We start from the raw sequence: 21393 nt of genomic DNA, 5'->3' as shown, positions 1-21393 counted from the left end.
CGCGTTGACGCCGGCCAGTGCCTCCATCTCCACGCCGGTGCGCGCCTCGCTGGCGCACTCGCACCACACGCGGATCGCCTGCCGTTCCGGTACCGGCGCGCAGAACACCTGCACCAGTTCCAGCGGCAGCGGGTGGCACAGTGGCATCAGCATCGAGGCCATCTTGGCGCCCTGCAGGCCGGCAATCTCGGCCATCACCAGCGCATCGCCCTTGGGCAGGCGGCGCTCGACGATCAGCGGATAGGCCACTGGACCGGCATGCAGCTCGCCCACCGCCACCGCACGTCGGCGGGTGATGCGCTTGTCGCGGACATCGGCCATATGGAAGGCCGCATTCAATTCCCCACTCATCGTGTTGCTCATCCTCCGATGGAGGCCAGGTGCGGGGTCAGCCCGGTCTGGCCCTGGTGCAGTCCATGCCCGGCCGCTTTCAGGCCAAGCTGCGTGGTAATGCGTGCCAGCAGCGCGTCATGGTCATCGTCGCTCTGCAGCAGCGGGCGCAGCGGCACGCCGAACTCGCCGAACAGGCACAGCCGCAGGTCACCCTTGGCGGTCACCCGCAGGCGGTTGCAGCCCTTGCAGAAGTCACGCGAATACGGGGCGATGATGCCCACCGTGCCGCGATGGTCCGGGTGGCTGTACTCACGCGCCGGGCCGGCATCGGCGGCGCGCGGCCGTTCGTGCCAGCCAGCCGCCAGCAGCTGCTCGATCACCACGTCGGCGCGCAGGTGGTGGCGCTGGAAATAGGCTTCGTTGTCGCCGGTGCGCATCAGTTCGATGAAGCGCACGCTGAAGGGGCGGTCACGCAGGTAGTCCATCCACTGCGGCAGCTCGTCGTCGTTCAGGCCACGCAGCAGCACCGCATTGAGCTTGATCGCCGGCAGGCCCAGCGCCTGCGCCAGGGCCAGGCCCTGTTCGATCTCCGGCAGGCGGTCATGCCCGGTGATGGTCTTGAAACGTTCGCGCTGCAGGCTGTCCATGCTCACGTTCAGCGCGGTCAGGCCGGCGCGGTGCCAGCCCGGCAGGCGCCGCGGTAGCAACGTGCCATTGGTGGTGATGGCCACCTTGCGGATGCCCGGCACCGCCGCCACGGTGGCGATGATCTCATCCAGGTCCTTGCGCAGGCTGGGCTCGCCGCCGGTCAGGCGGATCTTGCTCATGCCCAGCGCGGCAAACGCACGCACCAGGCGCGCGATTTCTTCCACCTGCAGGAAGCGCGGGCGGCCATCGGCCTGGTAGCCGTCGGGCAGGCAGTAGCTGCAACGGAAGTTGCAGGCTTCGGTCAACGAAAGGCGCAGGTACGGAAAGCTGCGTCCGAAACCGTCGGTGAGTTGGCGGGGATGATCTGCCAGTGCGCCCTCACCTACCGGCTCTGGCGCCCGAATGAGCTCGGCTGACATTCTTAGTCCTCCCTACGACATGCCGGCGCAATCACTGTGAAATGACCACCCTGACCGGGATCGACTTCGCCGCGGGGGTACCACTGATGCGATCGAAGTAATCCAGAGGTAGCAGTGGATTGAGTTCAGGGTAGTAGCCCGCAATCGCGCCACGCGGCATCGGATAGTCAAGCACAGTCAACCCATCGACCCGCCGGCAGACGCCATCACTGGAGATCGTCTCGAGGCTCACCTGTTCCTCCTTCCCAATCCCTCGTGCTACTCGATCTTCCAGGTTCATGAAGAGGATCATTCGATCGTTATACACACCGCGATAGCGATCGTTGTAGCTGTAGATTGTCGTGTTGTACTGGTCATGGGAGCGAACCGTGGCCAGCCGAAGCATAGTGGGATCCTCGACCAGGTCGTTCACTTCAAGACCCGGCAACACCAGAATATTGGCCTTCCCGTTAGGTGTCGGCCACTCACGGCGGCGCGGCGGAATGTCCAAGTGGAAGCCACGCGGCGCCTGGATCCGTTCATTGAAGTCTGCGTAGATGCTGGGATAGACCGCCGCGATCAGCTCACGAACATGGTTGTAATCGTGCATGCAAGCTGCCCAGTCGACCTTGCTGTCCGGCAGTGTTGCCATTGCCATGCGGCACACGATCTCAACTTCCGGAAGAACATGTTCACTCACAGGCTCCAGTACTCCACGGGATGCGGTGACATTCGACATGGCATCCTCAATGGTGACAAACTGCTCACCCAGCGGGGTATGGATCCACTCCGAGCGCGCCACCACCGGTAGGATCAGCGCCTCCTTGCCATGCACTAGGTGGCCACGGTTGAGTTTGGTGGCGATGCCAACCGTAAGCTCAAGACCACGCATTGCCCTGTAGGCAATTTCGGTATCAGGAACAGCATGGATGAAGTTCCCGCCCATGCCGATGAAGACCTTGGCGGTTCCAGCCAGCATCGCCTCAATAGACTCAACCACATGGTGCCCATGTTCGCGCGGCGGTTCGAACCCGAACACGTCGCGAACTTGGTCCAGGTAGCGTTGCGTCGGCTTCTCATCAATGCCGACGGTACGGTCGCCTTGCACGTTGGAATGGCCGCGAATAGGAGCAATGCCCGCCCCGGGCTTTCCGAAGTTGCCGCGCAGCATCAGCAGATTGGCAACCTGCTGCAAAAGGCGAGATCCTTGCTGGTGCTGGGTCAGGCCCATGCCATAGCAGATAATGGTCGCACGGGAACGGATGTAGATCTCTGCACAACGCAGAATCTGCTCCTTCTTGATCCCGGACACTTGGACGATCTGGCTCCACTCCAGGGACATCACTTCTTCACGCAATGCCTCCAGCCCGACGGTGTGCTCGGTCAGGAATTCGTGATCGAGAACAGACTCGCCGGCCGCTTCCCGCTCGAACATAGCCTTCATGATGCCCTTGATCAGGGCCAGGTCACCGCCGATGCGAATGTGTACAAATTCACTGGAAATCTCGGTGGAGCCAAACGTGGCCATCTGCACGACGTCCTGGGGCTCGGCAAAGCGAATCAGCGCACGTTCCGGCATAGGATTGACCGCGACAATTGGAGCATTACGCTTCCGCGCCTCCACCAAGTTGGACATCATTCGTGGTGAGTTGGTGCCTGTGTTCTGGCCGATGACGAAGATGGCCTCAGCATGCTCAAAGTCATCGAGCACGATAGTGCCCTTGCCGACACCAATTGCCGGCGGCAACCCCCGGCTGGTCGGCTCGTGGCACATGTTCGAGCAGTCCGGGAAGTTGTTGGTTCCGAACTCGCGCACGAAGATCGAGTACAGGAACGCGGCTTCGTTCGGCGTCCTCCCCGAGGTGTAGAACTCAGCCTCATGCGGGCTGGACAGGGCCTGCAGGTGTCGCCCGATCAGCGCGAAGGCCTCATCCCAGCTACAAGGAACGTAATGGTCGGATACCGGGTCATATCGCATCGGCTCGGTCAATCGACCCTGCATCTCCAGCCAATAGTCGGACTGCGCCATCAGCTCCTGGACAGTGTGCTCCGCGAAGAACTCACGCGTGGCGCGATGCTTGGTTGCCTCCCATGCCAAGGCCTTCGCACCGTTTTCGCAGAACTCCAGCTTCTTGGTGTGATCTGCATCCGGGAAAGCGCAACTGGGGCACTTGAATCCCCCAGGCTGATTCATCGACAAAAGCGCTTTAGATCCCTTGGCAATGACGCTCTGCTGCATCAGAACCTTGGCGGTTGCACCGGCGGCACCCCAACCACCGGCAGGATGGTCGTAGGCTTTGTAACGGGGGATCTTCTGCTCTGACATGACAGGCACTCGCAGCATGCAATTGGGAGTGGGAAAAGTTAAGCACGCGACGGCCTCCCCTTCCACGGACAGTATGTCCACCCTGCCCAGACAAGACGTCCGGCGTACACGCCGGGGATCGAATCGAGGCACTGGTGTCCGATACGAGTGCCTCAACGGACCCGAAGCGCTCATCCTGGCCCTCACCACGAACAGGTCTTCACGCCACCCGCCATCGATTGTAACTATCTAATTTATCGGGCGTTTTCTAGCTACAGGCACATGTAGCGGACAGGCGGGCCACAGCCCCTCGAACAGAATGTCGGATCAACTCAGCCAAACTGTCCATCTGCGAACATTTGTAAATTTTGACCGCAGCGGGGTGTACGCCTTGGGATACTCTCCGCACTGTCAAACCACTAAGAAGTCCCCGACCCGAGGGACCCTGCACGCCCAGATCATCGTTACCGGCTTCCCTCCCCGCCAGGCCTCATCTCCATGCAAGCGCCCAGCCCAGTACCTGCCAACGAGCCCTGCGGCATCGCATATCGAAGAACCCTTCGGTGGCGTGGTGGCGAGCGCGGCTCAATCATGGACAGCGTTGCCGAAGAAGTGCCTGTCGCGATGCTCTACAACGACAGTCCTTTCTCGGTGATGATGGCCAGCCCAACGGATCTGGAAGACTTTGCGCTGGGCTTTTCCATGACGGAGGGAACAATTTCTGATCCCTCCCAACTTCTCCGGATTGAAGTGAGGCCATCGCTGGAAGGCATTGAGCTGGCGATGGAAGTCACAGATAGTGCGCCCATCGTGTCAATGCCCAACGACGCCACCCGCAACCTACCCGGGCGTAGCGGTTGCGGGCTATGTGGAGCTAGTCGACTGGAGCAAGTGCTCAGAATGCCTTTGCCAATCGACCGACCCACCACCTACTCCGCCTTGGCGCTACGCGTAGCACTGTCCTCGCTAAAAGGGCTACAGCCAATGAACGAGGCTGCCGGCTCAACCCACGCAGCAGCATGGGTTCTCCCGGACGGAGCTATCGAAGTGGTACGCGAAGACGTGGGCAGGCACAACGCACTAGATAAGCTCATTGGTGCAATGAGGCGCTCATCGACTTCAACCAACGAAGGTCTCGTGCTTCTATCTAGCCGTGCTAGCTACGAAATGGTGAGTAAGGCCGCCTATGCAGGCATGGCGATCGTTGCAGCGGTATCGGCACCCACAGCCTTAGCCATAGATCTCGCAAAGGCCGCAGGGATCTGTCTTGTCGGTTTCGCGCGCTCGGATGGCTTCAACATCTATTCACACCCCCAGCGCCTACTCGATTTGGAAGCTGCACACCTAGCAGCCGTATGACGCCAGATGACGCCTGCCGTGCAATGAGCAAGGATCTCCGCCGATGAAATTGCTAGGCACCATCGGAACTTGAGCCGCTAGCCACCACCCACCCCCTATTGGGATCGTTATGGACGCCCTCCTCCTTTCCCGAATTCAGTTCGGCTTTCTCATCAGCTTCCATGTGCTCTTCCCTGCCTTCACCATTGGCTTGGCCAGTTGGCTTGGTTTCGTGGAATGGCGCTGGCTTCGAACCCGCAACCCGGTGTGGCGGGATCTGTTCTTCTTCTGGCAGAAGATCTTTGCCGTGTCCTTCGGCATGGGCGTGGTAAGCGGTATCGTCATGGCGTTCCAGTTCGGCACAAACTGGCCTCGTTTGAGCCAGATCGCCGGAACCGTAATCGGCCCCCTACTGACTTACGAGGTCCTGACAGCCTTCTTCCTGGAGGCAAGTTTCCTCGGAGTGATGATGTTCGGCTGGGGGCGAGTATCACCACGCCTGCACTTCTTTTCCACATGCATGGTCGCACTTGGAACGCTCTTTTCAACGTTCTGGATTCTTGCCTCCAACAGCTGGTTGCATACGCCTGCGGGCTACGAAATGATCAACGGAGTGGTCCATCCGGTTGACTGGTTCGAGGTTGTGTTCAATCCATCGTTCCCCTATCGACTGGCCCATATGGCAATAGGGTCATTCATAACAACCTGCTTCGTGGTGGGTGGTGTTGGCGCCTGGTACCTGCGGCGTAAGGAGCACGTCGAAGCCGGCCGCAAGATGCTTGGGGCGGCTGTGATATTTGCGGCCATTACCGTTCCTGTTCAGATTTTCGTGGGTGACATGCATGGTCTGAACACCCTCAAGCACCAGCCGATGAAGATCGCAGCGGTAGAGGCTCACTGGCATCAGGGCCAAGAAGGTGAAGGAGTTCCGCTGGTCGTCTTCGCTGTACCAAATGAGAAGGAAGAGCGGAACGATCTTGAGATCGCGATTCCGCGTGTTGGCAGCCTCATCCTGACTCACTCCATGGATGGAACCTTCGCACCGCTGACATCCGTACCGGCGAGCGAACGACCTCCGGTCACGCCTGTGTTCTTCGCATTCCGGATCATGGTTGGGATAGGCACCCTCATGCTACTGCTCGCCTGGCTTTCTGCTTTCACCCTGGCCCGCCGTAAGCTGTTCGATTCCGGGGCCCTGCTGCGCGCTTGGAACTGGATGCTTCCAAGTGGGTTCGTTGCTTTGGTGGCCGGCTGGTTTGTCACCGAGATGGGGCGCCAGCCTTGGATTGTCTATGGCGTTTTGCGAACGGCTGATGCCGTGGGACCGCAAACGGCCTGGATGACAGCGATCTCACTCGCGGTCTATGTCGCTGGATATGCGTTCGTATTTGGTTGGGGCATCTGGTATCTGGTCAAGATCCTCCGACATGGCCCACATGCCCAAGACGGAAGTCCGTCGCTAGAGGGTGGTGATCGCACACCTGCACGGCCTATCTCGGCCGCTGATCAATCTCTCTGAGGAACGCTGACATGGACTCGATGACCTGGTTGCCCATCGCCTGGTTCGCCGTCATCAGCTTCGGCGTCCTGATGTACGTCGTCCTCGACGGCTTCGTACTCGGTATTGGCATTCTCGCGCCCTTTGCCGAGGATGAAGAGCAGCTCGATGTGATGATGAACACCGCTGCCCCAATATGGGATGGCAACGAAACCTGGCTGGTGCTCGGCGGAGCCGGATTGCTAGCAGCGTTTCCAACAGCCTATGCAGCGCTTCTTTCGGCCCTGTACCTTCCAGTACTTCTGCTGCTTGTATCATTGGTTTTCCGGGGGGTCGCCTTTGAGTTCAGGTTCAAAGCCCATCGCTCCAAGAGGCTTTGGAGCGTGGCTTTCGGCCTTGGCTCGCTTCTGGCCGCGTTCTCTCAAGGAGTGATTCTTGGCACGGTGGTGCAAGGCGTGCCAATGACTGGTGACACCTACGCTGGCGGGCCATTCCTATGGTTCAGCCCCTTTGCCATGCTTACCGGAGCAGCCTTGGTTGCCGGCTACGCCTTGCTTGGAGGCACCTGGCTAATCTTGAAGACCGAGGGGCGAACCCACGCACTTGCCAGGCGCCTGACCCGCCCCCTGGTGGTCGCCGTGATCGTGGCCATGGGGCTCGTGAGCAGCTGGCTGCCGTTCCTTGATCTGCGACTAATGACTCGCTGGTTCAGTGACGGGAATTTCTGGTGGCTGTCCCCCGTCCCCCTTCTTACGCTCGCCGTGGCAGTGGCGCTGTGGCGCGCGGAGAAACGCCCCACTCATGATCTTGCCCCTTTCCTACTGAGCCTGTCGTTGTTTGTCCTGGGTTACCTAGGCCTCGTACTCGGCATGTGGCCGTACCTGCTCCCCCCGGCATTGACGATCTGGGATGCAGCAGCGCCAGTGTCGTCGCTTGGCTTCAGCCTGGTCGGCTTGGCGGTCATGCTTCCTGTCATCCTGGGCTACACCGCCTGGTCATACCGCGTTTTCCGCGGCAAGGTGAGTGCGAGCACGAGCTATCATTGAGCGTGATATGCCGCCCATTCGCCTGAAGTGGAGAATGGGCTCAACTAAAGCCCGGAAAGGGCGAGTGGGTTCGGTGGCGGCCGACTCATGAACTGAATGTCACTGGACTATCTTCAGCTAAGCCGAAGGTCAAATGCCACCGCCTCTGGCCCTCGACTTGACTCAATCAGTTAGCCAATACGCCCGGCCTCCCAGAATCGTGTATCGCCCTAAGACACACAGGATGTGATGAGTGGGGCCTTCAGCCGACCCTGAATCGTATGCCTTCGGATCGAACTGACTTGAAGGAAAGTCGATGATTCACGGTGAGGTGGTAGAAGAACGCCTCACACCAACGAAGTCGCCTAGAAAGAAGGACTACATCATGTATGGGGCCGCTACGAGATAGCCACCTGACAAGAGTGAGTGGGTCCCTTCCCGACAGCATGGGGCTAAGTAGCTCAACAGTAGAGCCTCTGGCCAACGTGCAAACCCACGGCCGTACGGATCTTAACCATAGGTGGAAGCCCTCCCGCTCAAGCCTACGCCTTTCAGCAAGCTCCGCTCTGAGCTGACGCCGGCGAACTTGGCGGGCTATCTCCAAGTGTGGCGAGTACTCCCCCTTGCCATGATAGGCAACCTTCAGGACGTAGCCCCGGGCCCTGGTAGGAATCGGTGAGTACGAAGCTCGAACACGCGCAAAGAAGTACCCCGCGAAAACGGCAGTTGCGACGAGAACAACATGAAGTTCGCTCGGGGCGATACGGTATCCACTCGCGGTGAAGAACTGGACGCAAACAAGTCCATCACAACCCGTAGGAATCAACGTTCGATACAACGTCGTCCCGGGAACATACAAGAGAAAAATGAAGCCATAGGCGCACCATTTCCAGCAATGAACTCGCTGATCCAGCACCGGCTCCCAACTGAGCTCTCTTTTGGGGCGGCGCAGAACGTAAGCGCCAATGAAGAGCAGCGAAGGAACGCCCAATAGCAGCAGCAGGTCGATGATCTTCTGAATTGAGTACATGGCAGGGTACTTAGAACGTCGCTCCGGAGCTCCTGGGCAAACGGGATGCCATCGACTGGATTCGTGGCCGGGACGACCCGCCAGGAGTCTGGACAGGGCTGTATCGGCCGCGCGACATGGAACTTGAACCACTGATTCGTCCATGCTCAATGGCCTACTCGCGCTCCTCGGCATAGCACGGCTCCCCAAAGAACCTAGAACACCGCTGGAGGAAGCGACGGGACTTTCACTCACAACTCCAGCGCAGCCACGGACAGCAGTGTGGCGATATCTGAAGATCAGATAGACGCGGACTCGCCTCGCTGCTATGCTGGTGAGCTAGGCGAGCGATCTGAGAGACAAGTGGCCTATGTTGTCACCCAACCGACCCTCATTTCGCATTGGCCAGAGTTGGACGATTTCGTTCGTTCAATCGGCCCGTTCTTAGCCTGCGCCTGGTGCGCACTGGAGCGCTCAAGGACCGTAAGCGGGCCTGTTGCCGCCGAGGGCTTGGCCTCAGCCGCACTCGATACGCTTGCCTCACTTCGCGTACTGCAGCGCATTCCCATCGCAGCCCCCAATTCCGGGGCGAGGTCCTTGTATGAGCCTCTGGCATGGACCTATCAGGCCGCTTGGTCACGTCAGGACGTGAGTCTGGAGGCCAGGTTGACCAGTACGCTTACCCGATGGGCTGCCGAATGCCCGTCCACTGCCAAACGGACCTTGGGAACCTCGCTCGCAGAGAGCGAAGCCCGTGCATACCTGGCCAACCTGCTACGCAAGTATCGGCTATCTCCCACGCTGGGCAATGGCCTGAGATCGACCCAGCTCCCGGAGTGGAATGCACTGAGCTTGGGACGCAAGAGGTATGTACTGTGGGCCGGCATGCGCAACGTTGCGTCGGAGTTCCTGAAAGCTGATCTGGACGAGGAGGCCGCCCGTCGGGTACTTGATCGAGAGATCAGCAGGAGATGCACTTGGCTCGTTAGCCGAGTTCAATCGGGAGCACTTGGCCCGACTGACTTTTGCTTCGTGCCAGGCCATGGCTGGCGTCAGCCGTTGATCTTGGACGTGGCAATGGAGACGTTTATCCCTCTGGGCAGACAGTACTGGCTGCAGCCAAGTAGCGACTGGAGGCTTTAGCGGATACTCTCCGCGCCGCGTCCACTAGTGGGCGCGCGACCCAGCGAATCCGGTGTCAGCGGTCGACTAGATCGCGTAGGTATCGGTGGCGCCAATAGCCAGGGCTGGCCTTGAACGACTGATGAGCTCGCCACGCGTTTGATCTGGAAGGGCAACTACGAGCGCAGTCCCTGTGCCCATTGCTGCAGGAAATCCTCCTGGACAGCGGTCTCGATGGCACCCGGCCTGACACGTCGCACCGAGCCAATGGCAGCCTGCGCTGTTCGCTCAGCCCCTGACTGCAGTAGAAGCATCGCTGCGACAGTGCCGGCTCGCCCCAGCCCACCCTTGCAGTGGACCACAATGCGCAGGCCCGAATGCAAACTCCGAACGAGCATTGACCCCAGTACTGGCCATCGTTCGAGCAACCTCTGGTCAGGTGCTGCGCCATCCGTGATTGGAAGGCCATGCCATGAGATGCCCTGCCCTTCAACCACTTGAGGCAAGCACTCGATCCGCAACTCACTGAACTCCCACGGCTCGAGTAGCGTGATCAGGTGGCTGGCTCCCCAACACTGAATCACAGAGACATCCACATCGATGTCTCTCGCCCATGCCCCCGTCATCGCAACTTCTTGGTACTTACCTGGCGCGAAGGTCACACCAATTGCCCCTCCCCTTTCGCCAACCGGGAGTTCCGCGATAGCTAAAGGGTGGGTCAAACTTGTTCGAATCATGTCGGATCTCCTGAACGACAGCCCATTCCTATGCAGCAACCGGCGCTGCTGGCTGGAAGAGCTGCACCCGCCAACCCACTCACTAAGCACACCAACTACAACGGAACAACCAATCGTTCCTTCAGCATCTCAAGGGCCACTTCCAGGCCGGCGTCATCCGCGTCATATGGAGCGCCGAACAAAGAGACCTCAATCCAATAGCGCTCCTGCCCCGGATGGATGTAGTCCGCGTGATCGTCCAGCAACAGCGCTGCACCCAGGATCGGAGACACATACCGGAGGTCCTTCGTTGCCCCTCCCCAGAATGTATATGGCAACTCAGCGAACCAGCCTGGCGCGCTCCCTTCCTCGACCAGCAGCCGCGAAATCCTGCGGAAAGCTGCCTCAGGGACCGTGGTGTAGATGACCAGATGCTCGAAGAGTTCATGAGCGACCTCAAGGAACTGATAAAGCCCTGGGCGTGGAATCTGGCTGACAGCATTTGAGATCAGCGTCCCCTCGAGATCGAGAGCAAGGATGGTCGGTCGCATTGAGCGCTAGGATCCTCATCAGCAGTTGGACACTTGGATCTGGAGCGTTCCGCGCTGCGCTTGGTCATCGGACGCAGTTGCGGAACGCCAATGAGTCAGATATCTGAGAACTTCTCGGCTTGCTTAAGCTGATTCTCCAGAGACTGGATCTTTTCCCTATAGTTGGCAGCTATGTAGGGCTTGTCATTGAAGTCCAAAGCCGTCTGAGGAATTAGTTCGAGCTCGACTCGCGTTGAAGACGCTTGTCGAATTGCCAGTGTCGACCACGCATCATCACCTTTTACGAAGCCAACATTGAAGCGCGCCGTGACGCCGCGGCTCGGCTTGAGGCCATCAATCGATCGGAAGTCGCTGTGCACCCGCGACTTTGCCGTGGGCTGAGCTTCGCCATTGATGTAGAGCGTCGCCGCCCAGCTGGCCTGGCTGAGCGCCAAAGTTGAGCTATTCGCAATTCGCGCCTCAATGACCGGCTTCGGGCCAAAGAAGCTGTCCTCGATCCGTAACGTTGCGCCACTCGCACGCACTCTTTCTAGTTCGGTGATCGTCGGCCGCTGCGCGTTGGCCTGCTCCTGCAGAGCAAGAATTTCTTTTGGATGGGCATCCCTAATCTGCTTGATGTGCCCCCTAACCACCTGTCTTATAGATGCATTCGGGTAGGCCTTGTTCAGCTCAGCCAGATCAAGGCCGGCAACGGCCCAGTTGAAGGCATCCCGCTCATGGGCACTCAGCTCGGCGTCAATTGCGTCAATCGACGCTCTGTATTGCTCCTGCGTGCCGTCAGTGACCAACTTCCTGTCTACTGGACCGCTGCAGGCGGCAACTAGGACCGTCAGAGCAAGCAGCAAGCCCTGCCTGCCCCAGCCAGCTGCGTCGCGTCGACGTTGTTCTTTGATCATGCCCTTCCCCTGTCAATGAGAAGCACAGGATATCTGGTTTTTAGATATCGGAGAACTGGATATAGCTTCTGAAGCCGCTCAACCAGGGTGCGGCCGTGGCCAAGACAATCCATCGCAAGGAATACGCCGCCCTGATTGAGACCGTCAGAGACGCGCGCTTGGCTGCTGGCCTTACCCAAGTACAAGTGTCCAGCAAGCTGGGGCGCAGCCAGTCGTTCATTAGCGATGTTGAGACAGGGAAGCGCAGGGTTGACGTCGTGGAGCTTAGGGACATAGCGCGCCTGACAGGCCTATCCCTGGGCAAGCTCATTGCCGACTTTGAGAAGCGACTCAAAGACTGACTTTACTGAGCTAAGGCTCAGTCTTCTTCAGATGCGTACCACTAGGCTCACGCCTAGTGCCCACCCCACTATCCCGCTCAACGAGCATGCGACCACTTTGAGCAAATGGCTTCTTGCCAGTTCTGGCTACACAGGACTGGCTGGTCAAGTGGTGGCCTCCAGCGCACCATCCGAGCTAGAAGGGAAAGCATTCATAAGCCCTGTCGGCGCGCTTGACTGACGATTCCTTCGCAATAAGAGGTTCAGCGCTTCAAGGAAATCCCTTTGGGGCGACCTCTTCGTACTGACCATAGCTTAAAAGGCTCGGCATGCATTGCAGAACCAGCATGCGCATCTCCCCGCAAGAACAGTGACCTCCACCGCGCGGCTAGCGTTGATACCTCTCCCTTGTTGACGCCACTTCAAGGTAACGAAAGATCCTGGAGGCGCATCTCACGGCTCATCAACCATGGGATGCGGATGCTCAACGTCAACCAGCATGTCGACAGAACGCATGAACTTCAGAAGCACTGCGCCCAGAGGCTTGATGCGGGTGTAAGGCGAGCTTCCGATGCTAGAAGTGGGCAGGACTTCCGCCACGCATGCCGCTACCGGACTGATTGGCGCAAACTGCTTGAGAGTTGCAACCTCGCCGTGACAAACATCCTCCGGCACGTCCAGCAGCCCAAGAAACAGGTCGTCAATTGCATCTTGAGTCGGCAAAGATCCGCCGAGCTCAGTCCCAGCCAGCTGCGCGAATGCTCCTTGCCTTGTCAGATCATTCACGAAAGCAAGATAGTGCGAGTGAAACCGGGCGAAGAATGTATCCACCCCACCTGTGCGAGGAGTCACCGGAAGCATGCACGGATAGTCATCTGCGAAGAATACCCCCTTCGCCGAATTGCTACTAAACGCGCTGGAATCCGTATTGCCAAGTGGAAACCCAACATCCTTTGGCAACAGCGATCCCCTACGAAGCCTGACCACCCGCTGCTCCATCAACAGCTGGATTGCCGTGCATGCGTCGGGGCGCAATCCCCAAACAGCACAAAAACGAATAATTGCCCAGCGTAGTGCATCCCGGACATCTACTGCAGTCTCGAGCCTACCGCTGTCTATAGCTAACAGATAGTTACACGCACACAGGCCTATCGCGTCCAAGGAGCCACCTTCGGCCACGTTGAACATGGACTCCAAGGCATCTACCCGACTTGGCGCATAGCTGCTGAGGCCAGGGAGATTGTGATGAGAAGCCACCAGGCGTTCGGTGATGGACGGCATCAGTAGCCCAAGACGCTCCATTAGTGATCGACGTACGCCCCGCAATTGCTCCGCAGTGGGAGCCTCTGTGCTGCAGATCATCCAGATCGGATGCTCGAAGGCCTCCTTTGCAGCCGCGAACGCTGGATCCCCATGCACCGAGTCAATCAAGTATCCACCAGGACCGCGTAGCTTCCCTGGATGATGCCCCTTGCTGAAGAACCGGTAGAAGGATCGGGGACGACCGTTGGCCGCTTGCGCGTGTATATCGAGCCCAACTCTAGGCAAGAGCAACTGATCAAGATCATCCCAGGTCAGTCGATCGCCATGCAGCCTTCGCACAACGCAGGCCCACACGCTATTGCGGACGACCAGCGCCACGTCTGTTGGAATCTTGCCACGAGGCATACTTATGGATCTTCTGAAGCGGGACTAAAGAATCCCCTAGAACTGGCTGCAATTGTGCATGATGGGGTCCAACGGTAGCTAGGAGTTGCGTCATGCCTATCCAGAATCCAGAAGCAGCAGTCTCCACCGAACTCAGTCGCGAGCTGCTAGAGCGGCATGGGGAGCTCATGGGCGGCAGCGACCTCCAGCGGAACCTTGGCTTTCCAAACGGCCGCACCTTCGGCCGAGCCGTCCAGCGTGAACTTTTGCCGGTTCGCACCTTTCCGCTGCCAGGTCGGCGGGGGTTGTTCGCCAAAACGCGAGATGTCGCTGAGTGGCTGAACTCGCTGTAATTCCTGAGCACGCGAGCTGAGGCCGAAGCCAAAAGGCCCGCACCACTTCTGATCTGCTGAAACTCACCTAGGCGCACAGTGCGCCCCTGAACGGCTTGACGCCAAAACTCCAGCTTCAAAGGAGGCATTTAGCCCCCCAGTTCATCAAATCTCCGACCCCGGAAATGAAATCGCCCCCGCAGCAACGGGGGCGATAGCCTCTCGCCGGAGCGAGAGGGGGTGAAGCTCTACGATAACGTATGTAGGCTCCCGCAATTCCGACTTCGTGTCAAGCGGCAAAGCTGCTTGAGCGGGCATCTGCGCGCTCCGACTGCCATCGTATGGCAATCGGCACGGCACCCCATGCCCGAAATCCCCAATGACCCTGCTGGCCATTGCCGCCAGTACCGAGCCTCATTCTCCGAGGCCAACCGGGAAGTCGATCGATGAAGATCCAACACTCAGCTGACCATGCATTGAGTCATCCCTCAATCGCGATTGCGCAGCGCCACTCCTCGACCATGCGAACTGCAGTCATCCACAAGGAGGCAGCATGAGCAACCACGCGACCAATCCCGTGAGCCCGTTCCAAGGCGTAGCGTCTGCACGCGCCTCCGACCCGCTCCACAATGGGAAGGATCGACCGCTGGCCCCCCGTGAACTAACCGCTGGCCAGATCAAGAGGGGGGACATCTTCACCTTCTTTAGCCCGAAAGAGAACCGGACGGTTACCGTACACGGCCCCCTGCAACTCGCGCTTCGACTGCAATTGGAGTTTGATCCATCAGTGGCGGCCGTGACCGAGAGGCCTCGGTCCATCCCGGTAGGACTTGACAGCATGGAACTCCATTTCTGGTTTCAGAGGCGCGGAGGCCAGGAGATCTATGCAAACGTCATTCCGAATTCGCAGACAGTACCCGGCGTGGATGGCAAGCGTCGTCCTCGCGAGCTGGACCGGCTTCGTTCAGCAGCCAAGGATGCAGGCATCTCTTTGTGGCTAATCACGGAGGACGAACTCAAGGCGCCCGGCGGCAGGAATGAGCTCTGCTACCAACTGCTCGGGTTCTGCCAGTCAGCCAAGGATCTGGGGAGCAGCCTGGCGTTGCGACAGGAAATCGCCGCGACCATCGAGCGAAGCGGCAGCATCAGTGCAGATGAACTCATCCATGAGCTCAGGCACCACCCTCGAACTCACATTCAGGGGGTCGTGGCTGAGTTGCTTCACGTCGGATTTCTGGCGACCGATGCATTTCCTCGAATGACGGGGCGATCAAGGATCTGGAGGGCCGACCCATGAGTTCCAAGTTCAATGCCGTCGACCTCGAGTCGATCCGGGCAACTCCAAGGCCAAATGGGATCGTACTTCCAGCTGATCAACAGTCGGAATTTCAAGCCCGCCTGTCAGCACTCACCAGCGTCCTTGATGGGGCAACCTTGGTCGACGCAGCCCTTCGATGGGGCGTGCCGCGAAATACCCTCTCTCGAATGATCCGGACCGCACTGCTCTTCGACGAGAGCGGTCATCGAGTCGGATACCGAGCCTGCATTCCCTATGCGCGATTCAGCGTGTCAGATCGCAACAACTCGGTCGTCCCCGATAGTTCACATCCGTTCGCCATAGATGCTGTCCTGCAAGCGATCCCCGAACTCGGCGATGCAGTCGCAAGATTCAAGGGCGCCTTGCCAACACAGTCCAAAAGGAGCCCCGCGTTCGACAGGCTGCATTCCCAGTTCGTGAAGGTGCTGACTGGGAAGGGCTTTCAGGCCATGTATCCGCTCAACATCCGTGACAAGGGAAGACGAGCACTGACCTCCCTCATAAAGCGCATCCGAGGCACAAAGAGCGAAAATGAGATGCTCTTGGCTGCGGATGAGCCTACTTCCACCCGAATCGAGAACCTACTCAGCATTCGGCCATTTGATCGAGTTGAGTACGACGAGCATTCCGTCGACATCGACGCATGGCTGGCCATGCCGATGGCGGACGGCTCATTCCGGCTAGAGAAGATTAGTCGGATCTGGCTACTGGCAGTTGTTGATGTCGGGAGTGGCGCCATCCTTGGTTGGGAAATGGTGCTTGGCCGGAAGTACGAGCAACACGATGTAGTCAGCCTGTTCGCGAAGATCATGAGCCCCTGGCAACCAAGGGATCTGAGCACGTCGAACTTGAGCTACTCGACTAGTGCATGGATGCCGTCGATCTACCTAGTGGATGAGGTAGTGATGAGAAGCGCAATGATCGCAATGGACAACGACTCATCCCATCACGCCAAGATGACAGTCCGAAATCTCATTGATCATCACAAGGGAATCCTGCACTTTGGACGATCCGGGATGGGCGAAGGTCGCCCCTACATCGAGGCTCTATTCAAGAAGATTGAGAATGGCCTGCTGCGCCACATCGCCGGCGGCTTTGCTCCCGCAACGCAAGTGAATGAGCGTCAAGTCACTACAAAGCTTGACGGGAAAGACCACCCCATTCTCCTGGAGGTCTTGAAAGACCTCATTGACACCTATGTTACCTCGCACAATGTGACGAGCCGGTCCACTCGCGAACCCAGGTCGCCCAAGCGAATCATTGATGAGCATCTGGCATCTGGGGAGTGGGTGTGGCATGCACCTGGCACCGAAGATGACGTGAGAAACATGACCGTTAGGCGGATGAAGGTGACCATCAGAGGCTCCAGAAGGAGTGGTGTACCTCCCCTCGTCTATCTCGACCACGCTAGGTACAGGTCACCAACACTGTCTGGACAGTGGCACCTGATTGGGCAGTCATTTGACGCAACCTACGAAGACTGGCGAGACATTCGCAAGCTGACCCTCTGGAGAGGCGGTAAGCGTGTACTCACACTTCACGCTCTCGCCCCATATGCGAGCGTGGCCCACACGCTGTCGATCAGGAAGCGCGCGGCACGCTGGGCGAAGAGCGACGCGTCACGGGAGCCCGGTAACTACTGTTTAGCCGACAACATTGAGGCCTATCACGCAGCCGTCCGATCGGCGGCCGCTGGCGTCAGGGACAGCGCCTCGCTCATGGCAGCTGGCGATGTGCCCAAGCCACCTTCCACGACCAACAGTCAGGGGCAAGGCTCTCCACTGATGGGAATCCGCAGGGCCACGTTCAACACGAGGCTCCGCTGATGAAGGCCCCGGCGAGCCTTGAGAACCACCCAATGCACGCGCGACATCGCCCCAATATCCAGACTCTCCCCTTACTGCGAATGGCATCTGGATTCGCCACGTGCCTGGAGTATGGGCGGCCGAGCCTGAGGATCATTGGCGATGGCCGGTGTGGGAAGTCAACTGCCACGCGAATACTTGAAACCACCACTTCTTGGCGACCATTTCCTATTGGATTCCTCCGGATGGTCGTCGGAAAACCGACTACCCCTAGCGAAGGCAACTTCTTCCGCGAGGTCATCCTTGGACTGGGCATGAGGGCAACAACCGTAGCCAGCCCACAGGATCTCCTCCTCAGGATCATCCGGGCAATTGAGCAGGAAGCCGCTAGAGCATCGGCCGACGTGGTCGTGATTGCGATCGATACGGCTGAGCAGCTCACGCTCAAGGACTACGCCCACCTTGCAAAGCTTCAGAACCACTTCCTCGGATCATCAGTGCAACCGTTCTTTCTCTTCATCCACCAGAGCAACAGCGTGATTGGAGGCGCAGACGATCTTAGTCAGCTGGCGCCGCCACATCTGTATGGCCGATTCTTTGTCGACAGCCATCCTTTTACCGGGCTTCTCTGGGACATCCCGACGGAGGACGCTGACGTGCAGGACGCATGTGATGTCGCCTTGGCATTTCGCCAGCTTGACCAAGTTATGAGGTGGCCGGACGAGGGAGGAAAGACCTACACCGAAGCATTCGCACCCTATGCTTACAGCGTTGGCTGGCGCCTTGAGAAGGAGACCGAAGCGATACGCGAACGAATTGAGAACCTTGCCAATCAAGGCAACTATCCCGTTCCCAAGGATTGGCTCATGGCCTCCTTCAACCAGTTTGTCTACCACCTACTCACCAAGATCGCTGCTGGGCGCAACGATTTCGAAGGGCTTACTACCCAGCACATTGATGAAGCTCTCCTGCGCAGCGCATACGCCGGCTTCGAAAGCTCAAGAAATAGGGCCGTAGGCAAATGAGGAGCGGCGCTCAGCTGGTCGGCGGCAACCTCCGACTTGTTCCATACCAATCGGCTTTTGGCTGCGTCGCGAGGCTATCGCGACTGAACCAGGCCAGGCGGGTCACGGAGTACTCACAACTCCTCGGAATCAAGCCAAACAGAAACATCAACCTGCTCTTGAGCCTGACGACCTCGCAAGTACAACAAGAGGCACTCTCTACAACCCTTGGGATCGAGACTCCGCCCGAGTGGGACTTGGCGGCGTGGTATCCGTTCATGACGGACGACCCGAGACTGCCCTCCCATCTCAGGTTGAGGTACTGCCTTCCTTGCATCAGACTCGGGTATCACACCACACTGCATCAGCTGCCCTGGATTTCCACGTGTCCCTGGCATGGCGTTCGCCTGCGCCAGAGTTGCCCACGATGCAATGGATTTCCGGTGACAGTCGCTGGCACGCCCACGAAGTTGCTCACCTGTGCGTGCGGCTTTGACCTTATGAATGAGTCGGCTTCCGCCTTGCAGAGACACCCCCACCCCAATGCCACGGCGTATCTACAGGCCTACCTCAACTGGTGTGCGGAGCAAAGGCGTACAAGTCGGCTGATCGTAACTCCAGGGGTACACGTTGATCCCAGCAGGATTTCCAGCCTTGTGGACCTTCCTCCTGGCCTGGCGCTACGCCAGGCCAGGAGGGTCTGCAACGCTAAAAGGTACAGGCTCACGACACACCCAGATCAACAATCACCACCAGCAGGCGCAGATACAGCACTACGTGCAAACCATACGGGCTCTGAGGACGACTCAGGCCCAATCCTCCGTTACATTGACCAGAATGCAGCCAGAGGTTCCCGACGAGGTCGATCAGATCAGGCCTTTAGCCCTCAAGGCGAGCGAGTCGCCGGAGCTCGGGATCAACCGGCTCCGGATGGATGGAGCAGCTACGCCGCGACCAGGCCAGGCGGGCGCTATCGAGTGATTCACCCCAACTATTTGAACTTCGTAGATGAGCTCCTGGGCAAATTCAGCCATTCCAGCCCGCAGCGGGTGAGCAACTCGGGATTGGGACTACGAGTGAGACTAGCGGTGCTCGCCCAGGGCTACGCGGACGGCATCCTCCTCTCGGAGCATGAGGGCAACTTGAGCGCGCTTCCGGAGCGTTATAGATCGCCCAGTCCCATTGCGCTTTTGGATACGAGCCATCCACACGAATTGCGCGTGGCGTTCGGATAACGCAACCCTAAGCAAAGGCATCGATCGCCCCACCCTAAACTTCTGACGCACAACTCAGCTGCCGAGATAGAGAAGCCGCCTGTTTGCACCTGGAAATGGGCGGCACCCATTTATTCGTAGCATTTGCCAACAACAGCAATCGAATCCACGCCAGGGCCAGGCGCCTTCAATCCGTGATGCTGATGCACCAGTCAATGCCAGATGGCGCCATCGGGCAGAGACTCTGGCTGGTCTACCATCAGTAGATAGTCAGGAGCAAGATGACGCTGAGGGTTCGGCGCCGCGCGATAGGCCTGAATGACGTACTGGACCAGCGGGACTTCCACCCCAAACCGAAGACCTTAGGTGCCCCGCATGTACTCCTCGCGCACCATCTGCCGTTGTGCGCCAGTCAGTTGCGGATACTGCCCACCGCTAGGATCACCGATGACGCGCTGTCCTGCCGCGTGCGGGCACCCGGGTTGACTTGGCGATAGGCGCCCCACACCACCGCCGTGGTCATCCAGCACCGCGCCGCACTCGCCGGCCTGGAGGGGACTTCGGCGGACACAACCTGCGCTCGGGCTTCATCACCGAAGGGGCGCACCAAGGCTTGGCGCTGCCCGCCCTGATGGCGAATACCGATCACCGCTCGGTGGCCAGCGCGGCTGGCTACTTCCAGCAGGGCGGCGCCCAGCACAACCCGGCCGCACGGCTGCTCGACGCGGATTGAGCCCGTCCCAGGCGCGCCGCGTCCCGGCACCCACCCACGCCCTTGAAACTGTGAAAGCCATCCCAATGTTGATCGGGAGCTATCAGCTTTCCGGCCCGTGATCGGGGAAGAGTCGCAGTTCCTGCGACAACGAGCCGGCAAGTTGGCAGCGGGGAAGTCGCAGTACCACCTCACCTATCCGCCGGTCGGCACGCGCCCGGCTTGGAGATCGATGCATGGGAACGCAGCACGTAGGCCATAGGGAGCTTGTCAATTTTGCCGACGATCGGGTCAATCTGCCACGCGATAAAGCCAATGAGCTACGCGCGCAGGCGCGTGGACTGAGAGAGCGTCTGGAGACCTACCTAGGGCAGCACCCGGATTTCACCCTTCGAAAGATGATCCTTTCGGGAAGTCTGGCAAAAGGCACCGCATTGCGGTCGCTCAACGACATTGACGTGGCCTGTTACATCAGTGGGGCAGACGCCCCCAAGGACATTGGGAGGCTGCTGGAGTACTTGGCAGAGCGGCTTCGAAAGGCTTATCCAAATTTCAAGCCCGAACAAGTCAAGCCCCAGACTTACTCCGTAACAGTCTCGTTCCAAGGTTCTGGGCTGGATGTGGACGTGGTGCCGATCCTCTATGACGGCGATCCTGACTGGTATGGCAACCTAGTCAGTCAGGATGATGGCTCGTTCTTGAGAACCAGCATTCCCCGGCACCTAGAGTTTGCCAAGCGGCGTAAACAATTGCAGCCTTCGGATTTTGTGCAGGTGGTGCGCTTGGTCAAGTTCTGGGCAAGGCGCATGAAGACGGAAGTTCCCGGCTTTCGTTTCAAGTCCTTCATGATCGAGATGATCCTGGCAAAGCTGTGCGATGAGGGGCGTGATTTCTCCAACTACCCCGAAGCGCTCCAGCACTTCTTCACCTACGTGGCGCAGAGCGGCCTTCGCGAACAAATCGCATTCCAGGATTACTACCCTACCGCCATTATCGCCGCCTTCTCCGAGCCTATGCAGATCATTGATCCGGTGAACGAGAAGAACAACGTGGCCAAATTGTACGGTCACGCGCAGGTCGATGCCATTGTCGAGGCGGCATTGGATGCCGGCGACGCGATTGATGCGGCACTGGCTGCACCGACCAAGCAGGAGACCGTGCGCTACTGGCAAAAGGTCTTCGGCTCTTCCTTCCAAGCGTGA

The 21393-nt window shown here is 58.8% G+C and carries 16 protein-coding genes and 1 pseudogene; 10 read left to right on the top strand and 7 right to left on the bottom strand.

Going from position 1 to position 21393, the window contains the following annotated elements; translation table 11 throughout:
- The 3 genes from AC5P98_RS21185 to AC5P98_RS21175 all read right to left on the bottom strand — a co-directional run.
- On the bottom strand, positions 1-351 hold a 351-nt coding region (locus tag AC5P98_RS21185; RefSeq protein WP_495230206.1), incomplete at its 3' end, for a cyclic pyranopterin monophosphate synthase MoaC.
- Positions 352-359: 8 nt separating this feature from the next.
- Complete coding sequence (gene moaA / locus AC5P98_RS21180; RefSeq protein WP_017354497.1) at positions 360-1400, bottom strand: GTP 3',8-cyclase MoaA; 1041 nt, start codon at positions 1398-1400, stop codon at positions 360-362.
- A 31-nt stretch (positions 1401-1431) separates the two neighbouring features.
- Positions 1432-3705: an FdhF/YdeP family oxidoreductase gene (locus AC5P98_RS21175; protein ID WP_026070515.1), complete on the bottom strand. Its 2274-nt coding sequence runs from the start codon at positions 3703-3705 to the stop codon at positions 1432-1434.
- 477 nt (positions 3706-4182) lie between these two features.
- On the opposite strand from AC5P98_RS21175, the gene fdhD reads away from it, so the two are divergent.
- The 3 genes from fdhD to cydB all read left to right on the top strand — a co-directional run bounded on the left by fdhD (position 4183) and on the right by cydB (position 7566).
- Positions 4183-5043 carry a formate dehydrogenase accessory sulfurtransferase FdhD gene (gene fdhD, locus AC5P98_RS21170; protein WP_026070516.1) on the top strand — a complete coding sequence of 287 codons (861 nt, stop codon included), beginning with the start codon at positions 4183-4185 and terminating at the stop codon, positions 5041-5043.
- A 109-nt stretch (positions 5044-5152) separates the two neighbouring features.
- On the top strand, positions 5153-6541 hold the full coding sequence (locus tag AC5P98_RS21165) for a cytochrome ubiquinol oxidase subunit I (protein WP_017354500.1): 1389 nt from the start codon (positions 5153-5155) through the stop codon (positions 6539-6541).
- Positions 6542-6552: 11 nt separating this feature from the next.
- Positions 6553-7566: a cytochrome d ubiquinol oxidase subunit II gene (cydB, locus tag AC5P98_RS21160; RefSeq protein ID WP_017354501.1), complete on the top strand. Its 1014-nt coding sequence runs from the start codon at positions 6553-6555 to the stop codon at positions 7564-7566.
- A gap of 2286 nt (positions 7567-9852) precedes the next feature.
- On the opposite strand, the gene AC5P98_RS21155 is transcribed toward cydB, so the two are convergent.
- From AC5P98_RS21155 to AC5P98_RS21145, 3 genes are all read right to left on the bottom strand, one after another.
- The gene (locus AC5P98_RS21155) at positions 9853-10302 is read right to left on the bottom strand and encodes a phosphatase domain-containing protein (protein WP_017354502.1); all 450 of its coding nucleotides are present in this window, start codon (positions 10300-10302) and stop codon (positions 9853-9855) included.
- A 206-nt stretch (positions 10303-10508) separates the two neighbouring features.
- A complete protein-coding gene (locus tag AC5P98_RS21150) occupies positions 10509-10943 on the bottom strand; it encodes an NIF family HAD-type phosphatase (protein WP_017354503.1) in 435 nt (144 codons plus the stop codon).
- Between the two features lie 95 nt (positions 10944-11038).
- Complete coding sequence (locus tag AC5P98_RS21145; RefSeq protein WP_017354504.1) at positions 11039-11839, bottom strand: hypothetical protein; 801 nt, start codon at positions 11837-11839, stop codon at positions 11039-11041.
- A gap of 95 nt (positions 11840-11934) precedes the next feature.
- Between AC5P98_RS21145 and AC5P98_RS21140 the strand changes: the two genes are divergently transcribed.
- Positions 11935-12180, top strand: coding sequence for a helix-turn-helix domain-containing protein (locus AC5P98_RS21140; protein ID WP_017354505.1), 246 nt, complete (start codon positions 11935-11937; stop codon positions 12178-12180).
- Between the two features lie 432 nt (positions 12181-12612).
- On the opposite strand, the gene AC5P98_RS21135 is transcribed toward AC5P98_RS21140, so the two are convergent.
- The gene (locus AC5P98_RS21135; RefSeq protein WP_146257381.1) at positions 12613-13800 is read right to left on the bottom strand and encodes a hypothetical protein; all 1188 of its coding nucleotides are present in this window, start codon (positions 13798-13800) and stop codon (positions 12613-12615) included.
- A gap of 119 nt (positions 13801-13919) precedes the next feature.
- On the opposite strand from AC5P98_RS21135, the gene AC5P98_RS21130 reads away from it, so the two are divergent.
- From AC5P98_RS21130 to AC5P98_RS21105, 6 genes and pseudogenes are all read left to right on the top strand, one after another.
- Positions 13920-14159, top strand: coding sequence for a hypothetical protein (locus AC5P98_RS21130; protein ID WP_049399270.1), 240 nt, complete (start codon positions 13920-13922; stop codon positions 14157-14159).
- Between the two features lie 532 nt (positions 14160-14691).
- Complete coding sequence (locus tag AC5P98_RS21125; RefSeq protein ID WP_017354507.1) at positions 14692-15435, top strand: hypothetical protein; 744 nt, start codon at positions 14692-14694, stop codon at positions 15433-15435.
- On the top strand, positions 15432-17282 hold the full coding sequence (locus AC5P98_RS21120; protein ID WP_049399271.1) for a hypothetical protein: 1851 nt from the start codon (positions 15432-15434) through the stop codon (positions 17280-17282). Before AC5P98_RS21125 ends, AC5P98_RS21120 begins: the two co-directional genes overlap by 4 nt.
- On the top strand, positions 17282-18286 hold the full coding sequence (locus tag AC5P98_RS21115; protein WP_332840906.1) for an ATP-binding protein: 1005 nt from the start codon (positions 17282-17284) through the stop codon (positions 18284-18286). Before AC5P98_RS21120 ends, AC5P98_RS21115 begins: the two co-directional genes overlap by 1 nt.
- 1717 nt (positions 18287-20003) lie before the next feature.
- Positions 20004-20212 (top strand): annotated as a pseudogene (locus AC5P98_RS21110) (integrase); the annotation flags it as partial.
- A gap of 215 nt (positions 20213-20427) precedes the next feature.
- The gene (locus tag AC5P98_RS21105; RefSeq protein ID WP_026070609.1) at positions 20428-21393 is read left to right on the top strand and encodes a CBASS oligonucleotide cyclase; all 966 of its coding nucleotides are present in this window, start codon (positions 20428-20430) and stop codon (positions 21391-21393) included.

This window comes from Stenotrophomonas sp. YJH_SMC_135 (assembly GCF_059372355.1).
The sequence above is the reverse complement of the archived record's forward strand: the minus strand, read 5'-3'. Positions and strand labels throughout refer to the sequence as shown.

What these genes read in the sequence shown, in the direction of transcription:
- AC5P98_RS21150 (WP_017354503.1), bottom strand. Translation starts at nt 10,943, where the DNA reads ATGCGACCGACCATCCTTGCTCTCGATCTCGAGGGGACGCTGATCTCA.
- fdhD (WP_026070516.1), top strand. Translation starts at nt 4,183, where the DNA reads ATGCAAGCGCCCAGCCCAGTACCTGCCAACGAGCCCTGCGGCATCGCA.
- AC5P98_RS21125 (WP_017354507.1), top strand. Translation starts at nt 14,692, where the DNA reads ATGAGCAACCACGCGACCAATCCCGTGAGCCCGTTCCAAGGCGTAGCG.
- moaA (WP_017354497.1), bottom strand. Translation starts at nt 1,400, where the DNA reads ATGTCAGCCGAGCTCATTCGGGCGCCAGAGCCGGTAGGTGAGGGCGCA.
- AC5P98_RS21130 (WP_049399270.1), top strand. Translation starts at nt 13,920, where the DNA reads ATGCCTATCCAGAATCCAGAAGCAGCAGTCTCCACCGAACTCAGTCGC.
- AC5P98_RS21120 (WP_049399271.1), top strand. Translation starts at nt 15,432, where the DNA reads ATGAGTTCCAAGTTCAATGCCGTCGACCTCGAGTCGATCCGGGCAACT.
- AC5P98_RS21165 (WP_017354500.1), top strand. Translation starts at nt 5,153, where the DNA reads ATGGACGCCCTCCTCCTTTCCCGAATTCAGTTCGGCTTTCTCATCAGC.
- cydB (WP_017354501.1), top strand. Translation starts at nt 6,553, where the DNA reads ATGGACTCGATGACCTGGTTGCCCATCGCCTGGTTCGCCGTCATCAGC.
- AC5P98_RS21175 (WP_026070515.1), bottom strand. Translation starts at nt 3,705, where the DNA reads ATGTCAGAGCAGAAGATCCCCCGTTACAAAGCCTACGACCATCCTGCC.
- AC5P98_RS21145 (WP_017354504.1), bottom strand. Translation starts at nt 11,839, where the DNA reads ATGATCAAAGAACAACGTCGACGCGACGCAGCTGGCTGGGGCAGGCAG.
- AC5P98_RS21115 (WP_332840906.1), top strand. Translation starts at nt 17,282, where the DNA reads ATGAAGGCCCCGGCGAGCCTTGAGAACCACCCAATGCACGCGCGACAT.
- AC5P98_RS21105 (WP_026070609.1), top strand. Translation starts at nt 20,428, where the DNA reads ATGGGAACGCAGCACGTAGGCCATAGGGAGCTTGTCAATTTTGCCGAC.
- AC5P98_RS21155 (WP_017354502.1), bottom strand. Translation starts at nt 10,302, where the DNA reads ATGACGGGGGCATGGGCGAGAGACATCGATGTGGATGTCTCTGTGATT.